Origin of the sequence: Arthrobacter sp. UYCu512 (genome assembly GCF_040547075.1) — a bacterium.
Classification (GTDB): domain Bacteria; phylum Actinomycetota; class Actinomycetes; order Actinomycetales; family Micrococcaceae; genus Arthrobacter.
The window spans coordinates 31,009-56,341 of record NZ_JBEPPA010000010.1 but is presented as its reverse complement, the minus strand read 5'-3'; the positions used below and the strand labels follow the sequence as shown (position 1 = coordinate 56,341).

22 protein-coding genes and 1 tRNA gene are annotated in these 25,333 nt (G+C 65.9%); 10 read left to right on the top strand and 13 right to left on the bottom strand.

The window, feature by feature from the left end; genetic code table 11:
* Positions 1–104: 104 nt before the first annotated feature.
* On the top strand, positions 105–638 hold the full coding sequence (locus ABIB49_RS12095; protein ID WP_226774321.1) for a hypothetical protein: 534 nt from the start codon (positions 105–107) through the stop codon (positions 636–638).
* Entirely contained in the window at positions 635–1,729 is a 1,095-nt protein-coding gene (locus ABIB49_RS12090) for a polyprenyl synthetase family protein (RefSeq protein ID WP_226774322.1), read from the top strand. The genes ABIB49_RS12095 and ABIB49_RS12090 overlap by 4 nt, the downstream gene beginning before the upstream one ends.
* Positions 1,730–1,845: 116 nt before the next feature.
* On the opposite strand, the gene ABIB49_RS12085 is transcribed toward ABIB49_RS12090, so the two are convergent.
* On the bottom strand, positions 1,846–2,199 hold the full coding sequence (locus ABIB49_RS12085; RefSeq protein WP_226774323.1) for an Rv2175c family DNA-binding protein: 354 nt from the start codon (positions 2,197–2,199) through the stop codon (positions 1,846–1,848).
* A 278-nt stretch (positions 2,200–2,477) separates the two neighbouring features.
* Between ABIB49_RS12085 and ABIB49_RS12080 the strand changes: the two genes are divergently transcribed.
* Together ABIB49_RS12080 and ABIB49_RS12075 are read left to right on the top strand one after the other, a co-directional pair.
* Positions 2,478–3,869 (top strand): lytic transglycosylase domain-containing protein, encoded by a 1,392-nt coding sequence (locus ABIB49_RS12080; protein ID WP_282468111.1) that lies wholly within the window; start codon positions 2,478–2,480, stop codon positions 3,867–3,869.
* A 119-nt stretch (positions 3,870–3,988) separates the two neighbouring features.
* A complete protein-coding gene (locus tag ABIB49_RS12075) occupies positions 3,989–6,100 on the top strand; it encodes a Stk1 family PASTA domain-containing Ser/Thr kinase (protein WP_226776013.1) in 2,112 nt (703 codons plus the stop codon).
* A 129-nt stretch (positions 6,101–6,229) separates the two neighbouring features.
* Here the strand turns inward: ABIB49_RS12075 and ABIB49_RS12070 are convergent, their stop codons facing one another.
* Positions 6,230–7,603 (bottom strand): class II 3-deoxy-7-phosphoheptulonate synthase, encoded by a 1,374-nt coding sequence (locus tag ABIB49_RS12070; protein ID WP_226776017.1) that lies wholly within the window; start codon positions 7,601–7,603, stop codon positions 6,230–6,232.
* A gap of 139 nt (positions 7,604–7,742) precedes the next feature.
* A complete protein-coding gene (locus ABIB49_RS12065) occupies positions 7,743–8,486 on the bottom strand; it encodes a lysophospholipid acyltransferase family protein (protein ID WP_226776012.1) in 744 nt (247 codons plus the stop codon).
* Positions 8,487–8,596: 110 nt separating this feature from the next.
* Between ABIB49_RS12065 and ABIB49_RS12060 the strand changes: the two genes are divergently transcribed.
* From ABIB49_RS12060 to ABIB49_RS12050, 3 genes are read left to right on the top strand one after another with little or no spacing between them, the layout of a single operon-like run.
* Positions 8,597–9,421 (top strand): alpha/beta hydrolase, encoded by an 825-nt coding sequence (locus ABIB49_RS12060; RefSeq protein ID WP_354157115.1) that lies wholly within the window; start codon positions 8,597–8,599, stop codon positions 9,419–9,421.
* Positions 9,418–10,221 carry an alpha/beta hydrolase gene (locus tag ABIB49_RS12055; protein WP_226776010.1) on the top strand — a complete coding sequence of 268 codons (804 nt, stop codon included), beginning with the start codon at positions 9,418–9,420 and terminating at the stop codon, positions 10,219–10,221. Before ABIB49_RS12060 ends, ABIB49_RS12055 begins: the two co-directional genes overlap by 4 nt.
* Positions 10,214–10,813, top strand: coding sequence for a hypothetical protein (locus ABIB49_RS12050; RefSeq protein WP_354157114.1), 600 nt, complete (start codon positions 10,214–10,216; stop codon positions 10,811–10,813). The genes ABIB49_RS12055 and ABIB49_RS12050 overlap by 8 nt, the downstream gene beginning before the upstream one ends.
* Here ABIB49_RS12050 and ABIB49_RS12045 read toward each other — a convergent pair.
* The gene (locus tag ABIB49_RS12045; protein WP_226776008.1) at positions 10,810–11,901 is read right to left on the bottom strand and encodes an ROK family glucokinase; all 1,092 of its coding nucleotides are present in this window, start codon (positions 11,899–11,901) and stop codon (positions 10,810–10,812) included. The genes ABIB49_RS12050 and ABIB49_RS12045 overlap by 4 nt on opposite strands.
* A 173-nt stretch (positions 11,902–12,074) precedes the next feature.
* Here ABIB49_RS12045 and ABIB49_RS12040 point away from each other — a divergent pair, with 173 nt between their 5' ends.
* Entirely contained in the window at positions 12,075–13,895 is a 1,821-nt protein-coding gene (locus ABIB49_RS12040) for an AMP-dependent synthetase/ligase (protein ID WP_282359880.1), read from the top strand.
* 74 nt (positions 13,896–13,969) lie between these two features.
* Here the strand turns inward: ABIB49_RS12040 and ABIB49_RS12035 are convergent, their stop codons facing one another.
* Positions 13,970–17,365 carry a pyruvate carboxylase gene (locus ABIB49_RS12035; RefSeq protein ID WP_282359881.1) on the bottom strand — a complete coding sequence of 1,132 codons (3,396 nt, stop codon included), beginning with the start codon at positions 17,363–17,365 and terminating at the stop codon, positions 13,970–13,972.
* A gap of 336 nt (positions 17,366–17,701) precedes the next feature.
* Between ABIB49_RS12035 and ABIB49_RS12030 the strand changes: the two genes are divergently transcribed.
* Positions 17,702–18,550, top strand: a complete 849-nt coding sequence (locus ABIB49_RS12030) for a ParA family protein (protein ID WP_226776005.1) — start codon at positions 17,702–17,704, stop codon at positions 18,548–18,550.
* A 101-nt stretch (positions 18,551–18,651) separates the two neighbouring features.
* Here ABIB49_RS12030 and ABIB49_RS12025 read toward each other — a convergent pair whose 3' ends face one another.
* From ABIB49_RS12025 to gcvH, 5 genes are all read right to left on the bottom strand, one after another.
* Positions 18,652–19,248: a MerR family transcriptional regulator gene (locus ABIB49_RS12025; protein WP_226776004.1), complete on the bottom strand. Its 597-nt coding sequence runs from the start codon at positions 19,246–19,248 to the stop codon at positions 18,652–18,654.
* 261 nt (positions 19,249–19,509) lie between these two features.
* On the bottom strand, positions 19,510–20,013 hold the full coding sequence (locus tag ABIB49_RS12020) for a bifunctional nuclease family protein (protein ID WP_226776003.1): 504 nt from the start codon (positions 20,011–20,013) through the stop codon (positions 19,510–19,512).
* Entirely contained in the window at positions 20,013–20,729 is a 717-nt protein-coding gene (ftsR, locus tag ABIB49_RS12015; RefSeq protein ID WP_226776002.1) for a transcriptional regulator FtsR, read from the bottom strand. The genes ABIB49_RS12020 and ftsR overlap by 1 nt, the downstream gene beginning before the upstream one ends.
* Positions 20,730–20,752: 23 nt before the next feature.
* Positions 20,753–21,229, bottom strand: coding sequence for an FHA domain-containing protein (locus ABIB49_RS12010; RefSeq protein WP_282468110.1), 477 nt, complete (start codon positions 21,227–21,229; stop codon positions 20,753–20,755).
* A gap of 151 nt (positions 21,230–21,380) precedes the next feature.
* On the bottom strand, positions 21,381–21,767 hold the full coding sequence (gcvH, locus tag ABIB49_RS12005; RefSeq protein ID WP_226776001.1) for a glycine cleavage system protein GcvH: 387 nt from the start codon (positions 21,765–21,767) through the stop codon (positions 21,381–21,383).
* A gap of 145 nt (positions 21,768–21,912) precedes the next feature.
* On the opposite strand from gcvH, the gene ABIB49_RS12000 reads away from it, so the two are divergent.
* Positions 21,913–22,782 carry an Fpg/Nei family DNA glycosylase gene (locus ABIB49_RS12000; RefSeq protein ID WP_226776000.1) on the top strand — a complete coding sequence of 290 codons (870 nt, stop codon included), beginning with the start codon at positions 21,913–21,915 and terminating at the stop codon, positions 22,780–22,782.
* A 105-nt stretch (positions 22,783–22,887) separates the two neighbouring features.
* Here the strand turns inward: ABIB49_RS12000 and ABIB49_RS11995 are convergent.
* From ABIB49_RS11995 to ABIB49_RS11985, 3 genes are all read right to left on the bottom strand, one after another.
* A tRNA-Pro gene (locus tag ABIB49_RS11995) sits at positions 22,888–22,964 on the bottom strand.
* Positions 22,965–23,104: 140 nt separating this feature from the next.
* Positions 23,105–24,655: a ribosome biogenesis GTPase Der gene (der, locus tag ABIB49_RS11990; protein ID WP_226775999.1), complete on the bottom strand. Its 1,551-nt coding sequence runs from the start codon at positions 24,653–24,655 to the stop codon at positions 23,105–23,107.
* Complete coding sequence (locus ABIB49_RS11985) at positions 24,652–25,332, bottom strand: lysophospholipid acyltransferase family protein (protein ID WP_283480614.1); 681 nt, start codon at positions 25,330–25,332, stop codon at positions 24,652–24,654. The genes der and ABIB49_RS11985 overlap by 4 nt, the downstream gene beginning before the upstream one ends.
* Position 25,333: the final 1 nt, after the last annotated feature.

Below are 25,333 nucleotides of genomic sequence, written 5' to 3'. Positions count from 1 at the left end.
CCGCTGCTGGTTATCCCGCTCCTGCCCCACGACTTCAATCCTATGCCCGGGGACTGACTAAACTGGAAGCTGCATCCGGCGTCAACACCAGGAGGAAAGTCCCTGTGAAGGAATTTCGAGAGCGCAGACGCGCTGCGGTAGCCGTTGCGGCGGCGGGCACGCTGTTGGCCCTGGCCGCCTGCACGCCCGCCGACCAAGGGGGCACAGCCCCGGGCTCCGCGTCGGCCTCGGCCGCGCCGACCGCCGCCCAGCCCTCCGCCACAGCCTCGACCAGCCCGCCGGCAGCACCCGGCACCTCGGCCACCGTTGGCGCCATGGTTCCCGGGTTCCCGGCGAAGCTCCTGCCGGTGATGCCCGGCGCGAAAGTCGTCTCCAGCAGCTTTGACAAGACCATAACCCCGGCCACGGTCGCCCTGGTCGGAAGCATCTCCGCTCCGTCGGCCGAAGTGCTGGCGTTTTACACAACAGTGCTGGCTGCCCAGGGCTTCCAGGCCGTTCCGGGAGAATCCGTCGGTACCGTCCCGTCGAAGGACTTCCTGCGCAATGACAGCGAAACTGTCAACATTTCGGTGATCGAAGCCGCCGGTATCTCCACGTTCACCATTGGCGCGAATGTCGCCCCCGAGTCCGTCAAGTGACCCTCATTGAACAGTTGCGCCTGGAACAGGCCGCGTATGTCGCCGCCGTTGCCGGGAAACTCACGGATTTCCTGACCACCCGGCAGTCATTGATGTCCTCGATCTCGCCGGACATAGATCCGCTGATGGGATCCATCTCGAACCTTGTCACCGGCGGAAAGCGCCTCCGGGCGCTGATGTGCTACTGGGGCTGGCGGGGTGCCGGCGGCGGCGCCGGATCCTCCGATGTGGTGACGGCCGGTGCGGCGCTGGAGCTTTTCCAGGCCGCGGCCCTGATCCACGATGACATCATTGACCGCTCGGACACCCGCAGGGGCGGTCCCAGCGTGCACCGGCGCTTCAGGGAATTACACGAGACCCAGGGCTGGGCGCTGGACAGCGAACGGTTCGGGCATGCCGCCGCTATTCTGACCGGAGACCTGTGCCTGTCCTTCAGCGAGGAATCGTTTACCGAGATCGGGCAAAGCGCGGCCGCTGGAAGCCGGGCACGGCTGATTTTCAACCTGATGCGCTCCGAGGTGATGGCGGGCCAGTACCTGGACATCCTCGAGGAAGTAGCCGGGCCCAGGCGGGACCGGGCCGGAGCGGTCAGCAGGGCGAAGTCCATCATCCGCTTCAAGTCGGCCAAGTACTCCACGGAACATCCGCTGGCGTTGGGCGGGGCACTGGCCGGCGCTGGAGACGAACTGCTCCGTGGCTATTCGGCGTTTGCCCTCCCGCTGGGCGAGGCCTTCCAGCTTCGCGACGACGTCCTGGGAGTCTTCGGGGATCCGGTGACCACCGGAAAACCGGCCGGAGACGACCTCCGCGAAGGTAAACGGACCGTGTTGATCGCGTTTGCCCTGGATCTGGCCGGCCCGGCCGAATCTGCGTTCATCGACTCGAGGCTCGGCAGCCCCGGACTGGACGAAAACGACGTCGACGAAATCCGCCGTATTATCACGGACAGCGGCGCGCTCCAGGCCACGGAGGTGCTCATCGAGGAATTCGGGCAGGCGGCGTTTGCCGCGTTGGATGTCCTGCAGCTGGAGGAGTTGCCGAAAACTGCGCTCAGGAAACTGGCCGAGGCCGCAGTCAGCCGCGCAGCCTAAGCGCCGGGCTGTCCTGCAACAGCACCAACGACGCGGGCCTTGCACCTCATCTTTGAGGTGCAAGGCCCGCGTCGTTGCTTAACGACAATTGGTGTCCGCGCGGCAGAAACCAGCGGCTACCAGGCCAGGGACTGCGCCCGGCGCCGGATTTCCGTCTTGCGGCCCTCGCGCAGTGCATCGATGGGCCGGCCGCGCAGGGATTCGTCCGGCGTAAACAGCCAGGTAATAAGTTCCTCGTCGGAATAACCGGCGTCAGCCAGAACGACAATTGTTCCCTTAAGGCTCTCGACGGCGTGGCCGTCCTGGATGAATTCTGCAGGAACGCAGCGTATCCGGCGTTCACCGACCCGCAATGCCGCCACTGCACGTTCGTCAAGGAGCGCATGCACCTTGGTAATTGACATATTCAGAAGCTGTGCGACATCGGGCAGGGGCAGCCATTCGCCCACAAGGCTTTCTACATTGCTCACGGATCAAGATTGCCATGCCGGCGGCCTCTGCGCCTAGTCGGCGCCCGCCGGACGATCCCCCGCGGCACCGTTGAACATGTCCGCTGGAGCCGCGGGAGCCCTCGCCGACACTCCAGAATGACTTGTTTGCGGAATATCAAACTGTTCTTGTACTAAATCGCGAGTCGTGAGATATTCACATAGATCACATTTGTAACAGCATTAACATGAGTCACACTGGTAACACCAGTAACGCCGGGTAGACCGCAGCGGTCGCCGCTAAGAAGAGGACCTTTCCTATGACGACGTCACGTTCGCCGAAAACAAACGCGAGGCCCCGCCTGCCGATGATTGCCGCCACGACGGCTGCCCTTCCCGCCGTCGTGCTGTCTTCCCTGGCCATCGCCCAGCCGGCCGCAGCGGAGTCGCGTCCCCGTGTCATCCCGGCCACACTTGCTGCGGCCATTCAAGCCCAGGCCCAGGGACAGACCGTCCGGTCGCTGAGTTCCGCGTTGATCCCTGCCGGTTTTGTGCCGGCGGCCGTGCCCGCAGCGTTCCGGCCGGCCCAGGTTTCCGCCCCGGCGGAGTACACAATTGCCCGCGGTGACACGATCAGCGGAATCGCCGGCAAGTTCGGCCTGGATACCTACGCCATTCTGAAGCTGAACGGGCTGCAGTCGAACACCATCATCTACCCCGGCCAGAAGATCAAGCTCGGCGGCTCGGGCGAGGCTCCCGCCCCCGCAGCACCAGCTGCGCCGGCGCCCTCGGCCGCCGCCGGCAGCGCCTACACGGTGAAGTCCGGCGACACCCTCAGCGCCATTGCAGCCCGCCACGGCGTCAAGCTCTCCGAGGTCCTGGGCTGGAACGGACTGAACATGGGCTCAATTATCTACCCGGGCCAGCAGATCAAGATCGGCGGCGGCGCTGCGGCACCGGCCCCCTCAGCCCCCGCCCCCGCCCCGGCGGCCCCTGCTCCGGCGCCGGCTGCGCCCGCCTCGGCTTCATACACCATCAAATCCGGCGACACGCTCTCCGCCATCGCGGCCAGGAACGGCGTCAAGCTCGCCGATATCCTTTCCGCCAACCGCCTGACGATGAGCAGCATCATCTACCCTGGCCAGAAGCTCGCCCTCACGGGCTCGCCGAGCACGCCGTCCTCCGTCGCCCCGGCTGCCACCCCGCCGGCCGCCACCGTTACGCCCCTCGTCCCGGGCAGCTTTCTCGGCTTCACTTACCCGGCCGCCGTCGTGAGCTCCGCCAACGCGAACAAGGCCCTGCTCAACGCCTCGCCCGTCCCCAGCCGCGAACAGATGAAATCCATCGTGGCCGACACAGCGCGGCGGATGGGCGTCGATCCCTCGCTGGCGATGGCCTTCGCCTTCCAGGAATCCAGCTTCGACCACCGCTCGGTCTCCCCCGCCAATGCCATAGGCACCATGCAGGTCATTCCGTCGTCTGGCGAGTGGGCTTCGGACCTGGTGGGACGCCGGCTCAACCTGTTGGACCCTTACGACAACGCGACGGCCGGCGTCGCCATCATCCGCCAGCTGATCCGTTCGAGCCCGGACCTGGACACGGCCATCGCCGGGTATTACCAGGGCCAGTACTCTGTCAGCAAGTACGGCATGTACGACGACACCAAGCGCTACGTGGCATCCATCAAGTCGCTGCAGAAAACCTTCGGCTAGGAGCCCGGGCATGGCGGGGCCGCGGCATTCAGCCGCTTGGCCCGGCCTCGGGCGGATAACGATACGGGTCCGGATCGCATGTTGATCCGGGCCCGTTTCCGTGCAGCGATTAGGATCGTATGGTGCAGGAATACTCGTCGGACCCGCTAGTTGGCACCCTCGTGGATGGCCGGTACCTGATTCAATCCAGGCTCGCCGGCGGTGGCATGTCCACCGTGTACGTGGCCACCGACCAGCGGCTTGAGCGGGATGTGGCCCTGAAGGTGCTGCACCCCCACCTCGCCGGCGACCCGCAATTCCTCGACCGGTTGGGCCGCGAGGCCAAGGCAGCCGCCCGGCTTTCGCACCCGCACGTTGTGGGCGTCCTGGACCAGGGCGAGGATGACCGGGCGGCCTACCTGGTGATGGAGTACATCAAAGGCCACACCCTGCGCGACGTCCTCAAAACCAAGGGCGCCTTGCCACCGCGCCTCGCCCTCGCGCTGATCGACCCGGTCGTCGAGGGCCTCGGGGCAGCCCACAACGCGGGGCTTCTGCACCGGGATATCAAACCCGAGAATGTGTTGATCGCAGACGATGGCCGAATCAAACTCGGCGACTTCGGACTGGCCCGCGCTATTTCGACGTCGACAAGCACCGGTGCGCTGATTGGAACCGTGGCGTATCTGTCCCCGGAACTTGTCCTCGGCCGTCCGTCCGATGCACGCAGTGACATCTACTCGGTCGGCATCATGCTCTACGAGATGATCACCGGCCAACAACCATTCGACGGCGAGGTGCCGATCCAGGTTGCCTACCAGCACGTGAACTCCGCAGTTGGCGCCCCTTCCGAACTGGTGCCGGGACTCGCTGCCGAAATCGACGAACTGGTGCAGTGGTGCACCGCCAACGACCCCGACAAACGGCCCGTCGATGGAACCGCCCTGCTCTCCGAGCTACGCCACATCCGGCGGAACCTCAGCGACGCCGAACTCGACCTGCAACCCCCTGCGGCACGCCCTGCGATCCCCCTGATAGCAGGCCCTGCCACATCGGGACCCGGCGGCGATCAGCACCATATACCCGGCAACGGCGCCACCGAAGTCATCGGGGCCGGCCAGCACGCCACGGAATTCATCGCCGGCGGCAACCACCCCACCGCTGTAATGTCCGCCTCTCCGCGGCACCCCGGCTACGGTCCGCTCTCCGCCCCGGAGGAAGCTACTTACCCGGAGGATAACAATCCCGAACCGGAGCCACCGGTTCCGGGCAGCAAACGGGCACAGCGCAAGCAGGACCGCGTCGACGATCGGTCACGCCAGCGAGCCGCGGCAACGCCGGTCCGGAGCCTGCGAGCCGGCAACGCCAGCCGCCGCGGCCTGTTGTGGATCGTGCTGCTGGTTCTCGCTGCGCTGCTGGCGGGCGGGGCAGGCTGGTTCTTTGGCATGGGCCCGGGCTCCCCCGGAACGATTCCACAGCTCAAGAACAAGACCGTGGCCGAAGCCCAGCAACTGCTCCGCACGGCCGGCTTCCAGTCCAGCACCAGGGACGTCTTCGATGACGACGTTGCCCCCGGACTGGTGGTCGAATCCGCGCCCACCGCGGGGGAAGTCATCCGTAAGTTCCAGCCGGTTTCACTCGCAGTCTCCAAAGGCGCCGAACTGTTCGCACTGCCCCAGCTGACCGGCAAATCCCTGGAAGAGGCCAAGACCTCCCTCAACGGCGCGGGCATGGCGCTGGGACAGATCGGCGAAACGTACGATGAAACCGCGCCCGCCGGCACTGTCCTGGCACAGGCGCCGCGCAGCGGCAACCCGGTGCGCCACGGCACTCCGGTGGATCTCACCGTCTCCAAGGGGCCGCAGCCCATTCCGGTGCCGGACGTGCGCGGGCAGCAGCAGGGCGACGCGGTCAAGGCCATCGAGGCCGCCGGCCTGAAAGCCGCGGTGGCGCCCGATCCCGTCTTCGATCGGGCAGTGCCAAAGGGCGCCGTGGTGTCGCAGGACCCGCCTTCCGGCAACCTGACCAAGGGCGGGACCGTGACGCTTACCGTTTCCAAGGGCCCCAAGCTGGTCCAGGTACCCAGTTTCATCGGGAAACAGGCCGCGGAAGCCCAAAAAGCCTTGGAGCAGCTTGGCTTTAAGGTCAAGGTTGACAACATCCTCGGCGGGTTCTTCGGCACGGTCCGTGCCCAGGATCCGGTGAACACGGGGGTTCCGGAAGGCTCGACCATTACGCTTACTGTGGTGTGACCCGGGGGCTTGGCCTACGTCAGTGCCGCCGGCTGCGGCCCGAGCTGCAGAAAAGCTCCGCCCGGCTGAACCAGCCGGCGGAGCTTTTCCCACTGAGGAGCGTTCCGGATTAGTGCCGGAACTCCCGGTTTAACGCTTGGACAGGGCTCCGGCCACCAGGAAGGCCATTTCGAGCGACTGCATGTGGTTCAGGCGTGGATCGCAGACCGATTCATACCGGTCTAGGAAGGCCTCCTGGTCGACCGGGTCTGCTCCGCCGAGGCACTCAGCCACGTCGTCGCCGGTCATCTCCACATGCAGGCCGCCAGGGACTGTGCCGAGCGCGTCGTGTACCTCGAAGAAGCCGCGCACCTCATCGATAACGTCATCGAAGTTCCGGGTTTTGTAGCCGTTTGGTGAGGTGACCGTGTTGCCGTGCATCGGATCGGTCACCCAGAGGACCTGTGCGCCGGAAGCGGTGACCCGCTCCACGAGCGGCGGGAGCTTCGCCCGGATGTTGCCGGCGCCCATCCGGGTAATAAAGGTCAGGCGGCCGGGTTCACGGTCCGGGTCCAGCTTATCGATCAGGCGCAGAGCGTCGTCGCCGGAGGTGCCGGGACCAAGCTTCACACCAATCGGGTTCCGCACCCGCGAGAGGAAGTCGACGTGCGCGTTGTCCAGTTCCCGGGTGCGCTCACCGATCCAAAGGAAGTGCGCGGAGGTGTCGTACGGGAATCCGGTGCGGGAGTCGATCCGGGTCAGGGCACGTTCGTAGTCGAGCAACAGCGCTTCGTGGCTGGCGTAGAATTCCACCCGCTTAAGCGCCTCGAAATCCGCGCCGCAGGAGGCCATGAACTTGATGGCACGGTCAATGTCCCGCGCCAGCGACTCGTAGCGGGCATGGGCGGGGTTCTCGGTAAAACCCTTGTTCCACTGGTGCACCAGCCGCAGGTCCGCGAAACCGCCCTGGGTGAACGCCCGGATCAGGTTCAGGGTGGAAGCGGAGGTGTGGTAGGCCTGCAGCATCCGGCCGGCGTTGTGGGCGCGGGATTCCGGCGTGAAATCGTAGCCGTTGACGATGTCGCCCCGGTAGGCCGGCAGCGTGACGCCGTCGCGGGTCTCATCATTGGATGAGCGCGGCTTGGCGAATTGCCCGGCCATCCGGCCCATTTTGATGACCGGCATGGCGGCGCCGTAGGTGAGGACGACTGCCATCTGGAGGATGGTGCGGACGCGGGCACTGATCTTGTCAGCGGTGGCGGCCTCAAACGTTTCGGCGCAGTCGCCGCCTTGGAGCAGGAACGCCTTGCCCTGCGCCGCTGCGGCGAGGCGTTCGCGCAGGATGTCCACTTCGCCCGCGAACACTAGCGGCGGGAGGACGGAGAGTTCCTTGACTGAAGCCTCGAAGACGGCCTGATCCGACCAGCTCGGCTGTTGGGAAACGGGCAGCTCCCGCCAGTGGTCCAGGCCGGGATAGTTGGCGGCACCGCTCTGCGCGGTGCTGGTCAGGGCGGAGCCGGCCAGCGGCGAGCCACTGGCGGAACTGTTCAGGGGAAAGGCCGAAGGCGCAGATAACTCAGTCACCTTCTAAGGATAGTTGCCTCCATGGCCATCCTCGGACCCGGGGCGTCATTGACCGGACCGCTGCCGTCACACGGTCAGGCTACTCGGTCCCGGGCGCGGCCGGGCCGGCGCCGGACGCGCCGTCCTCCGGAGCCCCGGCAGCCTTCCCGGCGAGCCGGAGTTTGACGACGGCGGCGTACTCGTCCACGTATTCCTGTCCGGAGAGCCGCATCAGTTCGTACATAATCTCGTCGGTGACGGACCGCTGAATCAACCGGTCGTCCTCCAGGCCGTAGTACCGGCTGAAATCCATCGGTTCACCGAAGATCATCCCGATGCGCCGGATGTTGGGCATCCGTTTGCCGATCGGCTGGACCTTGTCCGTACCGATCATCGCGACCGGGATCACGGGGACCCGGGCCTGCAGGGCCAGGCGCGCCACTCCGACTTTGCCGCGGTACAGCCGGGAGTCCGGGCTGCGGGTGCCCTCGGGGTAGATGCCCAGGAGCGAACCGTTCTTCAGCACGTCCATGCCGGCATTCAGTGACAACGCTGACGCAGCACCGCCGGAGCGGTCCATCGGGAGCTGGTTGGTGAGCCGGAAGAAGGCAGCCGTCAGCCGGCCTTTGATCCCCTTGCCGGTGAAGTACTCGGATTTCGCCAGGAACACCACCGGGCGGGGCACCATCAGCGGCATAAAGATCGAATCCGAGAAGGACAGATGATTGGAGGCCACAATTGCTGCTCCCGCGGCGGGGACGTTGTCCAGGCCCTTGACCCAGGGCCTGAAAAGCGTCTTGAGGACCGGTCCGAGAACGAACGTTTTCATAAACCAATAAAACACGTGGTGTACCTCTCCGGAAGGCGTCTGGCAGACCCTCCGTCGGACCCGGCGGGACTTCACTGAAACCCTACTCTAGTGAGATTTGTCCGGAACAGTGACACGATGGGCTTATGACCGGAAGCAGCACTCCCCTGGCACCCGCGGCGTTCAGTTATCCCGGCCACGGAGCCAATGCGGGCATCGGCGTGGCCATCTGCCACGGCTTCACCGGGAGTCCGCTGAGCGTCCTTCCCTGGGCCCGGCACCTGGCCCGACAGGGCTTTGCTGTCTCTGTACCGCTGCTGCCCGGACATGGCACGGACTGGCGCGATTTGGCCACCCGCGACTGGCGGGACTGGTATGGGGCTTTTGAGGACGCCTATCTGGAACTCGACGCCGGAACCCGGCACTGCTTCGTTGCCGGACTGTCCATGGGCGGCACCATCGCGCTGCGGACGGCGGCGCGCCACCCCGTGGCCGGGGTCGCCGTCGTGAACCCCGGCTTGGGCTTCTATGACCGCAGGGTGCGCTACATCGGCCTGCTGAAGCACTTCCAGCGCACCACCGTCCCGGTCCAGGAAGCGAATCCCACCGCGCCAGCTACCGAGGACGGCGACTACTCCCTTACCCCACTGGCAGCCGTCCACCAGCTGAGCAGGCTTTTTAGGACAACGGCGCGCGAACTTTCCGCAGTCAGCGCCCCGGCCGTCGTCTTCAAATCCGATACCGATGCTGTGGTTCCGCCCACCTCGGTGCAACTGCTGCGGAAGCGTCTTGGCTCCCGCGCGCTGAATCTGGTCCGCCTGCCCGACAGCGGCCACGTCGCCACGCTCGACGTCGATGCCCCCCTGATTTTCGAGCAGTCCGTTCAGTTTTTCCTGCGCCATGCAGACGCCGCGCCGCAGTCAGCGCCGTCGCCTGCCCCGCCCGCCAGCACATCTCCGGAGACCCCATGAGCATCCCCTTGGACCACACGCCGTTCAGCAGCCCGTTCACCGGGACCGGCACCCGCACCGGCGTTGTGGTCTCGCATGGTTTCACCGGCAGCCCGCACGGTGTCCGGGAATGGGCCAGCTCCCTGGCCGGCGCCGGCTACGCCGTGCGGATGCCGCTGTTGCCCGGGCACGGCACCAGTTGGCAAGAGCTGGCCAGGACACGCTGGCAGGACTGGCACGCCGCTCTCGACGCCGCCTACCTTGAGCTGGCCGGTGAATGTGATCTGGTGGTCGTCGCCGGGCTGTCCATGGGCGGGGCGCTGGCGCTGCGCATTGCCGCGACGCGGCCCGTTGCCGGGGCCGTCCTGGTCAACCCGGGCCTTGTCATCGACGATCCCCGGGCGCCGCTGGCGGGCATCCTGAAGTTTGTCCTGAAGAGTACGCCGGCGATTGCCAACGACATCCGCAAGGAAGGCATCGATGAAGGTGCCTACTCCCGGACACCGGTCGCCGCCGCACACGAGTTGAACAAGATGTTCAAGGACACCGTCAGGCTCCTCCCCCGGATCACCGCCCCGGTGCGGGTGTACCGTTCAGCGGTTGACCATGTGGTTTCCGAATCGAGTATGGTGGCTCTTCGTCGCGGCCTCACGCACGCCCCGTTGGAGGTCATCCGGCTCCAAAACAGCTACCACGTGGCTACGATGGACAACGATGCCCCCGAGATCTTCCGCGGCTCGGCCGAATTTGTCCGGTCGCTGGCTGCGGGAGGCGTCCCGGACCCCGTCCATACCCGCCAAAAGGACACCGCAGATGACTAGACCGGACTCCGGCTCTCCGGATTCCAGCGCCAACCAGGACAACGCCGTCTGGTTGGACCTCGTCGCGCGGCTGGAATCCCCGGACCCTGCGGAAGTCTCCGGGAGTCCGGAGGCCCGGGAAGGTCCGGGCGGCGCGGAACCATCCGATACGCCCACCGGCGCAGCCAGCGACGCGACCCCCCGGCCTTTCAGCGATTTCGACCCACTGGGGCTCTCGGCGGTGGTGCCGGTTGAACTTTCCGCCGAGGAGCGGCAGGCGCGGGGACGGCTTGAGGGGCGGGCCGCTGCCGGCCGGCCGCAGGACGCCGGGGGCCCCCGGGACTATCCCGGGGCCGCGGACGACCCGATGATGCCGGATGAGTTCGTGCCGGAAGAACCGCCAAGCCTTGCCGGAGCCGATCCGATGACGGTCCTGGCGTGGCTGGGGGCGGTCGGTGGGCCGGTGGCGCTTGTGATGTCCGCGATGTTTTGGCGCTCAGCCCCGCTGCTCGCCATCCTCGCAATGGTGGCCGCGTTTGCGGCGTCGGTGGTTTTCCTGATCATGAAGCTGCCGGGCGAAAAGGATGAACACGACGACGGCGCACGCATCTAGCTGTGCATACGGCTGCTGACCCGGGACAGGTCGGCAGCACCAATCAGGCCGGCATCCGGGCCAAGGGCGGCCAACGCGATGTCCGCCGCCGGGCGGAAGCCGCGGCCGGTGAGGTTCCGGGCGAAAGCCTTCCGTGCCGGGCCGACAAGCAATTCTCCGGCATCGCAAAGCCCGCCGCCGATCACAAACTTTCCCGGGTCCAGTGCAGCCGCCAGGTTGGCAAGTCCTAGTCCGAGCCACTCCCCGACGTCCTCGAGCAACTCCCGGGACGTCGCATCCCCGGCCTTGGCAAGTTCGGTGACAATCACCCCGGTGATGAGTTCAACGCGGCCGTCCACTGCTTTGAGCAGCTCCTGCGCCACCGGGGAGTTGGCGGCGGCCAGTTCCCTGGCTTCCCGGCCGAGCGCGTTGCCGGAAGCGTATTGTTCCCAGCAACCGCGGTTGCCGCATTCGCAGCGGTGCCCGCCGGGCATGATGATCTGGTGGCCGAATTCCCCGGCCACCCCGAAGCGCCCGCGTTCGATCCGGCCGTCCATCACCATGGCACCGCCGATTCCGGTGCCCAGCGTGATGCACACCAGGCGGTCCTGGCCCTGCCCGGCGCCGAACCGCCACTCTGCCCAGGCTGCGGCATCGGCGTCGTTGGTCAGCAGTACGGGCCGTCGGAGCAGCCGCTGCAAATTGTCCCGAAGCGGTTCGTTGCGCCAGGCAAGGTGGGGGCTGAACAGCACGGTGCCGCCGTCGAGGTCCATCCAGCCGGCCGCTCCGATTCCTACCGACCAGACCCGGTGGCCCGCGCCCAGTTCCTCGACCAGCTCCACAATCACCTGTTCAACAGCGCGGGGGTCATCGCCGGGGGTGGACCGCTTGGCCCGGGCCAGGATCCGGCCCTCCGCGTCCACCACGCCCGCGGCCACTTTGGTCCCGCCGATGTCCACGCCGATGGCGAGGCCCTTGCGACCCAGCCGCAAGTGCTCACGGAACCCCTGCGCGGCCGGTGCGGCGGCGACACCAGGCAGTGTCCTGCGCCGCCAGGCGGCCGTCCTGCGGTACGGGCCGGGCTGTTGCCCCGGTGTTGGTGTGTGCATGATTCCCTATCCTATTCGCCCCGGCACCCGGGCGCCGTCCCGCGCGGCTTGGCAACGGAGCCGCCAAACCGTAAAGTTACCCGCCAGTAGGTGTGGTGAAAAGCACACGCCGAGGGCCACATACTAGTCTTGGAAGTACCCCTCACGGGTCCATGGAAATCAAAGGAGCTACCGTGCGAGAATTCAGTGTCCCGCCCCTAGTCAACGTCCCGCCGGAAATGAACGCCACGGACCTGGTCCTGCGCCAGGCGGCGAAGGCTTCCGACCCGGCCCTCTTCTCCCGCCTTGACGCGGCCGGAGCGTGGCAGGACGTCCGGGCCACCGACTTCCTCGCCGATGTTTCGCTGCTCGCCAAGGGACTGATGGCCAGCGGCGTCGGGGCCGGCGACAGGGTTGGCATTATGTCGCGCACCCGCTACGAATGGTCCTTGATTGACTTCGCCATTTGGTTCGCGGGCGCCGTCTCCGTCCCGATCTACGAGACCTCCTCGCCCTCCCAGGTTGCGTGGAACCTCGGAGATTCCGGCGCCGTCGCAGCGTTCGGCGAGTCCGACCACCACGAAAACATCATCCGGCAGGCCGCCACGTCCGAGAACCTTACGGCGCTGGCACATGTTTGGCAGCTTGCGGGAAAGGGCCTCGATGAGGTCCGCGCGGCAGGCGCCGCGATCAGCGACGAGGACCTGGAGGCGCGGCGCAGCCTCGCTTCCCTCAAGGACCTCGCCACCATCATTTACACCTCGGGCACCACCGGGCGGCCCAAGGGCTGCGAGCTGACCCACGGCAACTTCGTCGAACTCTCCGAAAACGCGCTGGCGACCTCGTTGAACACGATCGTCCACGAACAGGCAAGGACAATTATGTTCCTGCCCCTCGCCCACGTGTTTGCTCGTTTCATCTCGGTGCTCGCCGTGGCCGCCGGCGTCACGGTGGCGCACACCCCCGACATCAAAAACCTCTTGCCGGACCTGCAGAGCTACAAGCCAACCTTCATCCTCGCGGTGCCGCGGGTCTTTGAGAAGGTCTACAACTCGGCACTGACCAAGGCAGAGGACGGCGGCAAGGGCGCCATCTTCCACCGCGCAGCGGACACCGCCATCGAATTCTCCCGCGCCCGCCAGGTCGGCAGGATCGGGCTGGGCCTCAGGGTCAAGCACGCCGTCTTCGACAAACTCGTTTACGGCAAGCTCCGCGCGGCCATGGGCGGCGAGGTGGCGCACGCCGTCTCCGGCGGCGGACCGCTGGGCGAACGGCTGGGGCACTTCTTCCAGGGCATCGGCATGCAGATCCTGGAGGGCTACGGGCTGACCGAGACCACGGCCCCGGTGACGGTCAACACTCCGAACCTGATCAAGATCGGCACGGTCGGCGCCCCGATTCCCGGGAATGCCGTGAAAATTGCCGACGACGGCGAGATCCTCGCCAAGGGCGTCTGCGTTATGAGCGGCTACTTTAAGCGCGCGGACCTGACTGCGGAGTCGTTTACGGACGGCTGGTTCCGAACCGGTGACATCGGACAGCTCGATGAGCAGGGCTTCCTGACCATCACCGGACGCAAAAAGGAAATTATCGTCACGGCCAGTGGCAAAAACGTTGTGCCCGCGCTGCTGGAGGACCAGATCCGTGCCGACGCCCTCGTCTCCCAAGTACTTGTAGTCGGTGACAACCGCCCCTTTATCGGCGCACTGGTAACCCTCGACGAAGAGGCGCTTCCCGGCTGGCTGCACCGCCACGGACTGCCTGCCGGCACCACCCTCGCCGAAGCGACCGACAACCCGGCGGTCAAAGCCGCCGTCCAGGACCTCATCAACGGTGCCAACCAGTCGGTCTCCAAGGCCGAGGCGATCAAGTCATTTCGGATTGTCGCCGCGGACTTCACTGAGGCTTCCGGGCACCTGACTCCGTCGATGAAGGTCAAGCGCGCCCAGGTGATGAAGGACTACGAGAAAGTCATCGAAGAAATGTACGGCACACCCCGTCCCAGCCAGGTCTAGCCACCACGGCAAAGGGACCCTCCACTTCGGCGGAGGGTCCCTTTGCACGTTCGGCTTGGAGCTGTTCGCTATCGCTACTCGACGACGAGCAGCAAGTCCCCGCCCTGGACCTGTTCAACCGCCCCGACGGCAAGGCGCGAGACAGTGCCGGCGACCGGCGTCGTGATGGATGCTTCCATCTTCATGGCCTCGATCGTGGCGACAGTGTCACCGGCCAGGACGGCCTCGCCGGCCTTGACTGTCAGCGTGACGGCGCCGGCGAACGGTGCGGCCACCTGTCCCGGTTGGGACGTGTCGGCGCGTTCAGCGGCCTTGACGTTGCTGACGACGGAACGGTCACGGACCACCACAGGGCGCGACTGGCCGTTGAGCGTGCACATCACGGTGCGCATGCCCTTCTCGTCAGGTTCGGAGACCGCTTCGAGCGAGGCGATCAAGCGCACACCCTTCTCCAGCTCGATTTCGTGCTCGGCGCCGCGCTGCAGCCCGAACAGGTAGTCGCGGGTGTCGAGCACCGAGAGGTTGCCGTAGGTCTCCACGCTCTTCTGGTAGTCCTTGGAGGGCCCGGCAAAGAGCAGCCGGTTGAGGGTCTGCTGCACGGTCCTGGAATCACCCTTGAGTGCTTCGCTGTCCTCGGCGCTGAGCTCGACGTCGCGGACCTTGAGGGTGCGGCCCTGCAAGGCCTTGGTGCGGAACGGTTCCGGCCAGCCGCCGGGAGGATCGCCGAGCTCACCGGACAGGAAGCCGATCACTGAATCCGGGACGTCATAATTTTGCGGGTTCTCGTTGAAGTCGGCCGGGTCGGCATTGAGCCCCACCAGGTGCAGCGCGAGGTCTCCGACGACCTTGGAGGACGGGGTGACTTTCACCAGCCGGCCAAGGATCCGGTCCGCGGCGGTGTACATGTCCTCGATCGCCTCGAACCGTTCACCGAGTCCTAGCGCAATCGCCTGCTGGCGCAGGTTGGAGAGCTGGCCACCGGGGATTTCATGCCGGTAGACCCTGCCCGTGGGGCCCGGAAGCCCGGACTCAAACGGGGCGTAGACACGGCGGACGGCCTCCCAGTACGGTTCAAGGGCACACACGTTGGCCAGGCTCAAGCCGGTATCGCGCGGCGTGTGGGCCAGCGCGGCGACCAGTGCGGAGGCGGAGGGCTGGCTGGTGGTGCCGGCCAGCGAGGCGGAAGCGACGTCGACGGCGTCCACTCCGGCGTCCACCGCGGCCAGCAGCGTGGCCAGCTGGCCGCCCGCGGTGTCGTGGGTGTGCAGGTGGACCGGGAGGTCAAACTTCTCCCGCAAGGCCGTCACGAGGCGGGCAGCGGCCGCCGGGCGCAGCAGCCCGGCCATGTCCTTGATCGCCAGGATATGCGCGCCGGCGTCGACGATCCGCTGCGCCAGCTCCAGGTAGTAGTCAAGCGTGTAGAGCGTCTCGTCCGGGTCCAGCATGTCAGCGGTGTAGCACAGCGCCACCTCCGCGACGGCAGTGCCGGTCTCGCGGACGGCACGGATGGCCGGGGCCATCTGGTTCACGTCGTTGAGCGCGTCGAAGATCCGGAAGATGTCGATGCCGGTGGCGGCGGCCTCGTTGACAAAAGCCACAGTGACCTCCTCCGGGTACGGGGTGTAGCCGACCGTGTTGCGGCCGCGAAGGAGCATCTGCAGGCAGACGTTCGGCAACGCTTTGCGCAGCGCTGCCAGCCGGTCCCAGGGATCCTCACCGAGGAACCTCAAGGCGACATCGTAGGTGGCACCGCCCCAAGCCTCGACCGAGAGCAGCTCGGGAAGGAGGCTGGACACCGCCGGTCCGGCCGCCACCAGGTCGCGGGTGCGTACGCGGGTGGCGAGCAGGGACTGGTGCGCGTCGCGGAACGTGGTGTCAGTGACGGCTACTGCATCCTGTTCGCGCAGGGCTTTGGCGAACCCTTCAGGCCCCAGCTGCAGCAGCCGCTGCCGGGAACCTTCCCGGGGTGCGGCATCGGTGAGGGCAGGAAGCTTGGCGGCCGGATCGCTGTGGACCGTGAGTTCGCCGTTGGGCTTGTTCACCGTAACTTCGGCGAGCCAGGTCAGCAGCTTCGTGCCGCGGTCCGCTGAGACGCGGGCCTTGAGCAGCTCGGGCCGTTCGTCAATAAAGGACGTGGCCACGTTGCCGGCGATGAAGTCGGGGTCGTCCAGGACGGCCTGCAGGAAAGAGATGTTGGTGGAGACGCCGCGGATGCGGAACTCGGCGAGGGCACGGCGTGCCCTGGCCACCGCTGCCGGATACTCCCGCCCGCGGCAGGTCAGTTTCACCAGCATCGAGTCAAAGTGCGGGCTGATCTCCGCGCCGGAATAGACGGTGCCGCCGTCGAGCCGAACGCCGGCGCCGCCGGCCGAACGGTAGCCGGTGATCTTGCCGACGTCGGGACGGAAACCATTGGCCGGGTCCTCGGTGGTGATGCGGCATTGCAGTGCGGCACCCTTGAGGTGGACGGTCTCCTGCGACAAACCCAGGTCCGCGAGCGTCTCACCGGCGGCGATGCGCAGCTGCGCCTGGACGAGGTCGACGTCGGTAACTTCCTCGGTGACGGTGTGCTCGACCTGGATCCGTGGGTTCATTTCGATAAAGACGTGCTGGCCTGCCCGCTCCCCCACAGTGTCGATAAGGAATTCCACGGTGCCGGCGTTGACGTAATTCAGCGCCTTGGCGAACTTCACGGCGTCGCGGTAGAGCGCCTGCCGGATGCCTTCGTCGAGGTTAGGCGCCGGGGCGATCTCGATGACCTTCTGGTGGCGGCGCTGGATGGAGCAGTCACGTTCGAAGAGGTGCATCACATTGCCCTCCGCATCGGCCAGGATCTGGACCTCGATGTGGCGGGGACGCAGGACGGCCTGCTCCAGGAACATGGTTGGGTCGCCGAAGGCCGCGTCGGCTTCGCGCATGGCGGCCTGCAGTGCTTCGGGAAGGGCATCGCGGGTGTCGACGCGGCGCATGCCGCGGCCGCCGCCGCCGGCGACGGCCTTGGCGAAAATGGGGAAGCCGATCACGTCGGCGGCTGCGATGAGTTCGTCAAGGTCTTTGGAGGGCTGGCTGGATTTCAGCACCGGCACCCCGGCCTTGCGGGCGGCTTCGAGGGCGGCGACCTTGTTGCCGGCAAGTTCCAATACGTCCGCCGGTGGACCCACAAAGGTGATACCGGCTTGCGCGGCGGCCCGGGCCAACCGCGGATTCTCGGAGAGGAATCCGTAGCCGGGGTAGATGGCGTCCGCCCCGGATTCCTTCGCCACCCGTACCACCTCGTCGACGTCGAGGTAGGCCCGGACGGGGTGGCCCTCTTCACCGATCAGATACGCCTCGTCGGCTTTCTGTCGGTGGATGGAGTTGCGGTCCTCATGGGGGAAGACGGCAACGGTCTTGGCGCCCAGCTCGTAGCTGGCGCGGAAGGCCCGGATCGCGATTTCGCCGCGGTTGGCCACAAGAATCTTCGAAAACATACTTCTCCTGCATCATCGCGGGTTTACCGGTAATTGCTCACAGTGTCCAAGACGTGGCCGGATAAACACAAATCTTTGTGGCGACCGTCACAGCGATGCGCGTCACGTATGCCGGTTTTGGCAGGCCTGGTTGGCAGGCAGATCAGGCGGGGTCAGGCGCGGGCCGCCGATTCAGCTTCGCCATGATCTGCCGCCCCGGCATCCGATGACGCAGGATTCGGGCAGCGGGCAACATATGATGAAGGAGTGGGTGGCGTATGTTCGCCCCGGCTCCGGAGAACGCGGGAGCCGGCAGGACCCCGACCCGGCAACCGGCGTTAGGTATTGGTTTTTCAAGTGCAAGTAGTCAGCATCAGCAGCCTCAAAGGCGGCGTCGGCAAAACATCGGTGACCACTGGACTGGCGTCCGCGGCATTGGCCGCCGGCATCCCCACCCTCGTCGTCGACCTTGACCCGCACGCCGATGCGAGCACGGCGCTCGGCGTCCAGCCAGGGGAACGGCTGGACATCGGCCGGATGCTCAAGTCCCCCCGGCGGGCCCGTCTGGCAGAGAACGTGGTCCCCAGCGGCTGGGTGGAACGCGCTGCCGCCGCCGGTGGCGCTCCCGCCGGCCCGGCATTACCGATTCTGGATGTGGCCGTCGGTTCCGCTTACACCGGTATCTACGACCGACCCGATTTGGGTCGACGCGACCTTCGCCGGCTCTCCGCTGTGCTTTCCGGAGCGCAGAAGTACGAACTGGTACTTGTAGACTGCCCGCCCTCGCTGAACGGCCTCACACGGATGGCATGGTCCGCCAGCGACAAAGTCACGCTCGTCGCCGAGCCCGGGCTGTTCTCGGTCGCAGGCACGGAGCGCACCATGCGTGCAATCCAGCTGTTCCGCCAGGAGTTCGCCCCAAACCTCTCCCCCGCAGGCATTGTGGCTAACCGGGTGCGGACCGGTTCCGCCGAACACACATTCCGGCTCGCCGAGATGGACTCCATGTTCGGCCCGCTGCTGCTCTCACCGCATATTCCGGAACAGGCCAACTGGCAGCAGATCCAGGGTGCTGCCCACTCCATCCACCACTGGCCCGGGGACTCGGCGAAAAACGCAGCCGCACTCTTTGATGCCCTGCTGGCGAACCTGTTAACCGCTGACGGTCGGCAAAACGCCGGGGTCCGGGACCGCCGTCAGCGCTGAGCAGAGCGGGCCCGGGCAGACGCAGGCCTCCGAACTTACACACCCACCACTGCAAAGGCCGCCTTCCCTGCGGAAGGCGGCCTTTGTTGTGCTAGCGGAACTTAACTGATCTTGCGGGTGGCCCGCCGCTTGCTGAGTTCGTCGTCGGGGAACGAGAGATCACTGACGTGTTCACTGGGAAGAGCCGCGAGGCTGCCCTCAACTTCGCGCCAGACCCGGCCGACGGCGATCCCGAAGACGCCTTGTCCGCCCTGGACCAGGTCAATGACTTCGTCTGCCGAGGTGCACTCGTACACACTGGCACCGTCGCTCATGAGGGTGATCTGGGCGAGGTCCTCGACGCCGCGCTCCCGGAGATGCTCGACGGCCGAGCGAATCTGCTGGAGAGACACGCCGGTGTCCAGGAGGCGCTTGACGACTTTGAGGACCAGGATGTCACGGAAACCGTATAGGCGCTGGGAACCCGAACCGGCGGCACCGCGGACGGCAGGCTCCACCAGCCCGGTACGCGCCCAGTAGTCCAGTTGACGGTAGGTGATGCCGGCTGCCTTGCAGGCCGTCGGGCCCCGATAGCCCGCATCCTCATCCAGCACTGGAAGATCCTCGGTGAACAGCAGGCCCTGGGAACCGCTGGCGGGCATGGCCGCACCAGCTGCCGGGGGCTGCTTGAGCTCGCCTGCTTCGCCTTTCGGACTCACGTGGATCCTCCTTGTTATGGCTCCCCTGCGGAAATTGCAGCAACAACCGGTTATTCCTACTTGAACATCACACGGACGGATAAAATCCATGAGAGTGATTCTGCCGGGGCCGCACCTCCCAGTGTGAGCCCAGTGGCTGCCTGCGTGCAACGGGAACTTCTACTCCGACGTTAGGCCTGCCGCGGCCCAAGGTCAAAGACGTTCGGGGTATTCCGGGGGCGTGTCGAAACTTTCATCCTCAACTTTAACCTTAGCGTGACATTAGCCCGCAAAATCTTCGGGTTCCACGTCGTCCAGGAACTCCCGGAACCGGCGCAGCTCACCCTCTTCGTCGACGGCAGGACCCGCCTGGGTGTCCTCACCCTCGTCATGTTCGGCAATCCGGACACCGGCCTCTTCCATCACGGCGTCGGCGCACCAGATCCGGCACTTGGCCCGGAGGGCCAATGCCAGGGCATCGGAGGCGCGGGAGCTAACGGTGGTCCCGTTTTCGAACTGAAGCTGCCCGTAGAAGATGTTGTCTTCCACGGCCACAATGTTCACACTGACGATCGTGTGGCCGAGGGATTCGACGACGTCGATCAGCAGGTCATGCGTCATGGGCCGCGGCGGCACAACCCCCTGCTGGGCCAGGGCGATGGCGCTGGCCTCAGGGGTGCCGATCCAGATCGGCACATGCCGCTCCCCGTGGATCTCACGCAGCAGGACGAGGGGCTGGTTGGAGGGAAGCTCAATCCGCACGCCGACAATTTCGACCTCAATCATCAGCTGTCCATCCTCGAAATGCGATCCTGGACCAAGGCCCGGTGCAGCGTCAGACACAATTCGCTGATCTCCCGGGCGGCCTCGGCGGCGCGGGCTTGGGAGGCTGCATCCTTGCGGGAGGTCAAAGTGGACACCGCACGCTCCACCAGCCCGAACTCGCGTTCGGCGGCGGCCTGGAATGGGCGCAGGTGCCGCGGTTCCAGACCGTGTCCCTCGAGCTGGACGCAGGCGCGTGCCACCTGGAGGGCGTGCTCATCGAAGTTACCGTCGACGTGGCCGATCAGGCCAAAGCTCAGGAGCGATTCAAGCAGCGCAACACTGGCACCGGACTCGGCCCGGAGCTGTTCCGCACTAAGCCGACGGACCCGGTTGTGCAGTTCAGCAGCGAGCTCCTCCGAGACAATCCGGGGCGAGACGGTCACCCCTGGCGGCAGATTGTCTGGCCGTTCGCCGCGGTCGATCGCATCCAGGTAATCCTTGATGACCTTCAACGGCAGGTACTGGTCACGCTGCAGGGCCAGCACAAAGCGCAGCCTTTCGACATCACTGTCGGCGTACTGCCGGTAACCGGCCGGGGTGCGCTGGGGGTTGATCAGCCCCTTTTCCTCAAGGAAGCGTATTTTTGACGCGGTCATGCTCGGAAAGTCGTCGCTCAACTGAGCCAGGACTTCCCCGATGTTCAGAACCTGGGGTCCGCGCCGTTCCGGTTGTGCCATGGCCACAGGCAACTACCCCGGAATCAGACGTTGCCTGCTGCGCGGGCAGGGCTCAGGTAGAAGGTGAGTCGGAACTTCCCGATCTGCACTTCGTTGCCGGACTTCAGTTCGACGCTGTCGACTCGGTCGTGGTTCACGTACGTGCCATTCAGGCTCCCGGTATCAACGACCTCGAAGCTGCGCGCCGTTCGGCGGAACTCCACGTGCCGGCGGGAGACTGTGACGTCATCGAGGAAGATGTCGGCGTCCGGGTGCCGGCCCGCCGTAGTGACATCGGAATCGAGCAGGAACCGGGCGCCGGTATTGGGACCGCTGTGCGCAACCAGCAGGGCTGAGCCGTACGGCAGCGCCTCAGCGGCGGTCCGTTCCTCGACCGAGAGATTCGGGGCGACGCTCGGTTCATCGTGGACCGGTGTGAGGTTGATCGACGTGGTATCCGACGCCTTCAGTGCACCCGTGCCGCTGCCGTCACCGGTGGTGTTGCGTTCGTTCCCAAACATTGATTCCTCCATTCGTTGCAGGTGTCCCCCCTGCAAACAACGCATGCCGTCCGGACAGGCCCTGCAAGCCCGGGATTCGGCCCCCGGCGGGCCGTTCAGGGGCTGGCTTCCCAGCAACTGTTCGAACGGCCCGGCCCGAATGGCCTTGGCTTTAGCCTACCTGCTGTTCGTACTCCGATGCACTGAGCAGCGACTCGATCGCGTCGGCGTCCGCAAGCTTGATTTCCAGCAGCCAGCCCTCACCGTACGGATCCGAATTGATCAGGGCGGAATCGGTGTCCAGGGCCTCGTTGCGGGACACTACTTCGCCGGAAACCGGGGCGTAGATGTCACTCACGCTTTTGGTGGACTCAACTTCACCGACGACCTCGTTTGCCTTGACCGCGGCGCCGGCCTCCGGCATCTGGGCATAAACAACGTCCCCCAGGGCGTCCTGGGCAAAATCAGTGATACCGACACGCACAACACCGTCGGCGTTCGGGGCGGAAACCCACTCGTGCTCCGCCGTGTAGGACAGCTCTTCGGGAATGTTGCTCATGATGGGCCTTTCATCGGGTCAAACACCAAAGGCGGCGGCGGTCACGTGAACAGCCCGCCGCTGAAAGTATAGGCATATCCGGCCGGGACCGGCAGGTCTCTGCCATGATGGGGCAATGACGGAACACGCCGGAATCGGCTAGTTAATGCCCGAACTTCCTGAAGTGGCGGCCCTGGCGGACTTCCTGGCCGGGCGCCTGCTCGGCGCTGAAGTCTCGAAGATCCAAATCGCCTCCGTCGCGGTGCTCAAAACCGCAGATCCCCCTGTTTCGGGGCTGGCGGGCCGGACCGTGACGGGGGTCGGCCGCTTCGGAAAGTTCATCAGCCTGGAGGCCGAGGGGCTGTTCTTCGTCTTTCACCTGGCACGCGCCGGCTGGGTCCGCTTCACCGATGCTCCCACCGACGCCCCGCTGAAGATGGGAAAGGGGTACATTGCGGCGCGGCTGTCCTTTTCCGGCGGCACCGGCCCGCTGGCCCTGGACTTGACCGAGGCCGGCAGCAAAAAGGCCCTCGCGGTCTACCTGGTCCGGGATCCGCACGAGGTTCCAGGGATCGCCGCGCTGGGACCGGATCCGTTCAGTCCCGGCTTCGACGTTGATTCTCTGGCGGGCATCCTCAGCTCCAGTTCCCGGCAGATCAAGGGTGTCCTGCGCAGCCAGGGCATCATTGCCGGCATCGGAAATGCCTACAGCGACGAGATTCTGCATGCGGCCCGGACGTCGCCCTTCGCCCTTGCCAGCTCGCTGGACCGGGACGAGGTCCAGCGTCTCTACGACGCCATCCACGGCGTTCTTGGCTCAGCGCTGCGGGAAGCGCGCGGCAAAGCGCCGAACGAACTCAAGGACACCAAACGGAGCCACCTGCGGGTCCATGGCCGGACCGGGGAAACGTGCCCTGTGTGCGGGGATACCGTCCGTGAAGTGTCCTTTGCTGACACTTCCCTGCAGTACTGTCCCGGATGCCAGACGCACGGAAAGGTGCTGGCTGACCGCCGGACGTCGCGTTTCCTGAAGTAGCCCCGCCGGCAGCGGCGCCGCTGCCGGCACCGCCGCCCGGAAGCCCCGGGGAAACAGAAAACCCCGCCGTTCCTTAAGCCTCAGGAACGGCGGGGTACTTTCTGTTGGTCGGGCTGACAGGATTTGAACCTGCGACCCCTTGACCCCCAGTCAAGTGCGCTACCAAGCTGCGCTACAGCCCGCTGATTCCGCCGTTCTCCGCCCTCGACGTCATCTGTGCGATTTCATCTGAGCAGTCCGGCCGAACCACCTCCAAAAGCTTACACGATTCCGGAGGGTGCCCGTGACACTTTGAGAATGTCACGGGCCGGCTGTGTCCCAATTAGCGCTTCTTGCCGCGCTTTTCACGCACCCGCATGTTGACCTCGATCGGTGTGCCCTCGAACCCGAACGTTTCGCGCAGCCGGCGGGTGATAAAGCGGCGGTAGCCGGGGTCCAGGAATCCGGTGGTGAAGAGCACGAACTTCGGCGGACGGCTGGAAGCCTGGGTGCCGAACAGGATCCGGGGCTGCTTGCCGCCGCGGACCGGGTGCGGGTGTGCGGCCACCAGTTCACCCAGGAAAGCGTTGAGCCGGCCGGTCGCGATGCGCTTGTCCCAGCTTTCCAGGGCGGTGTCCAGGGCAGGAACGAGCCTGTCCTTGTGCCAGCCGGTCTTCGCAGAGATGTTGACCCGGGGAGCCCACGCGACGTGCGCCAGGTCTTGTTCTATTTCACGCTCAAGGTAGGTGCGGCGTTCGTCGTCGAGCAGGTCCCACTTGTTGAATGCGAGGACCAGGGCCCGGCCGGACTCGATGGCAAGCTGCAGGATGCGGACATCCTGCTCGCTGAGCACTTCGTCGACGGCGAGGAGCACCACGGCGACCTCCGCTTTTTCGAGGGCGCTCTGGGTCCGCAGCGAGGCGTAGAAGTCGGCGCCCTGTGCCATGTGCTGGCGGCGGCGGATACCGGCGGTATCCACAAAGCGCCAGGTGCGGTCGCCAAGTTCAATGAACTCATCGACCGGGTCCCGGGTGGTGCCTGCGGTGTTGTCCACCACAACGCGCTCGGAACCGGCCAGCTTGTTCAGCAGCGAGGACTTGCCCACGTTGGGCCGGCCAATCAGGGCGATGCGGCGCGGGCCACCGGAGCGCTCCAGGCCTTCGATGGTGGAAAACTCCGGAAGAGTGTCCATCACATGGTCAAGGAGGTCGGCAACACCGCGGCCATGAAGGGCCGAGACCGGATACGGCTCACCGAAGCCCAGGCCCCACAGGGTTGCCGAATCGGCTTCCTGGGCGAAGTCGTCCACCTTGTTGGCCACCATAATGACCGGCTTCTTGGACTTGCGCAGCATTTTCACGACTGCCTCGTCCGTAGCGGTGGCACCAACGGCAGAGTCGACGACGAACAGGACCGCGTCGGCGAGTTCCACGGCCATCTCGGCCTGCTCGGCGACGCGGGCGTGGATGCCCCGCGCGTCGTGCTCCCAGCCGCCGGTGTCGACAACAGTGAAGTTCCGGCCGTTCCAGGTCGCCGAGTACATCACCCGGTCGCGTGTAACGCCGGGGGTGTCTTCCACCACTGCTTCGCGCCGGCCGAGGATACGGTTCACCAGGGTGGACTTGCCCACGTTGGGCCGGCCGATGATGGCCAGGACCGGATCAAGCTTGACCGGGCCGTCGAAGTCCTCGTCGTCGTACTCGCCGCTCAGCAGGGCAGCGTCGTCTTCGTCCAGCTCGTAATCGTCCAGGCCAGCCCGGAGTGAGGCCGCACGCAGCTCTGCTTCGTCGTCGTCCAGGGCGGCAAGGTGCTCGGCCACCTGGTCCGTGCCGGTGGGCGTGTATTCGTCTTCGCCGGCGCCAAATTGGCCGGATGTTTGAGTCGTATCGCTCATTGCACTTTCCTTATGGGGTGATCTGCCGGCGTCCCGGCTACTGCTGTATGGAATTCTTGCGGGGAGTCCGCGTCGGGCAAGGGCTGCCCGGTTTTCTGGATCGTGTCCTGGACGTGGCGCGCCAGCGCGGCGCGGATCTCGCTTCCGGCCCTGTCCATTGAAACACGGCCGGTCTCACCGGGCCTGCGGCTGACATTGAGCGCTCCGCCGAAGCTCACCTGCAGCCGGCGGCGAAACCGCGGAACGGCGTCGAGGTGTTCGCTTCCTGTCCTGGTGCCAAGGATGGCCACCGGGACCACTGTCGCACCGGAATTCAGTGCAAGCCAGGCGACCCCCTTGTTGATGGCGGCCGCTTCTCCGCTCCCCCGGGTGCCTTCCGGAAGGATGCCGATGCACCGTCCGGCGTCCAGCACCTCTTTGGCTGTGAGCAGGGCCGCACGGTCGCCCCCGCGGTCCACGGCCAGCTGGCCGGAGGCAAGGAGCACCCGGCCAAGGAAGCCGCTGAACATTTCCTGCTTGACCAGGATGTGCATGGCACGAGGGGCCGCCCCGAACATCACCGGTCCGTCCAGGAAGCTGATGTGGTTGGCGGCGAAAATCACCGGGCCCGTCGCCGGGACATTCGACCGGCCGCTGACGGAGGTCCGGTAAAGGACGTGGTCCAGAACCCAACCCACG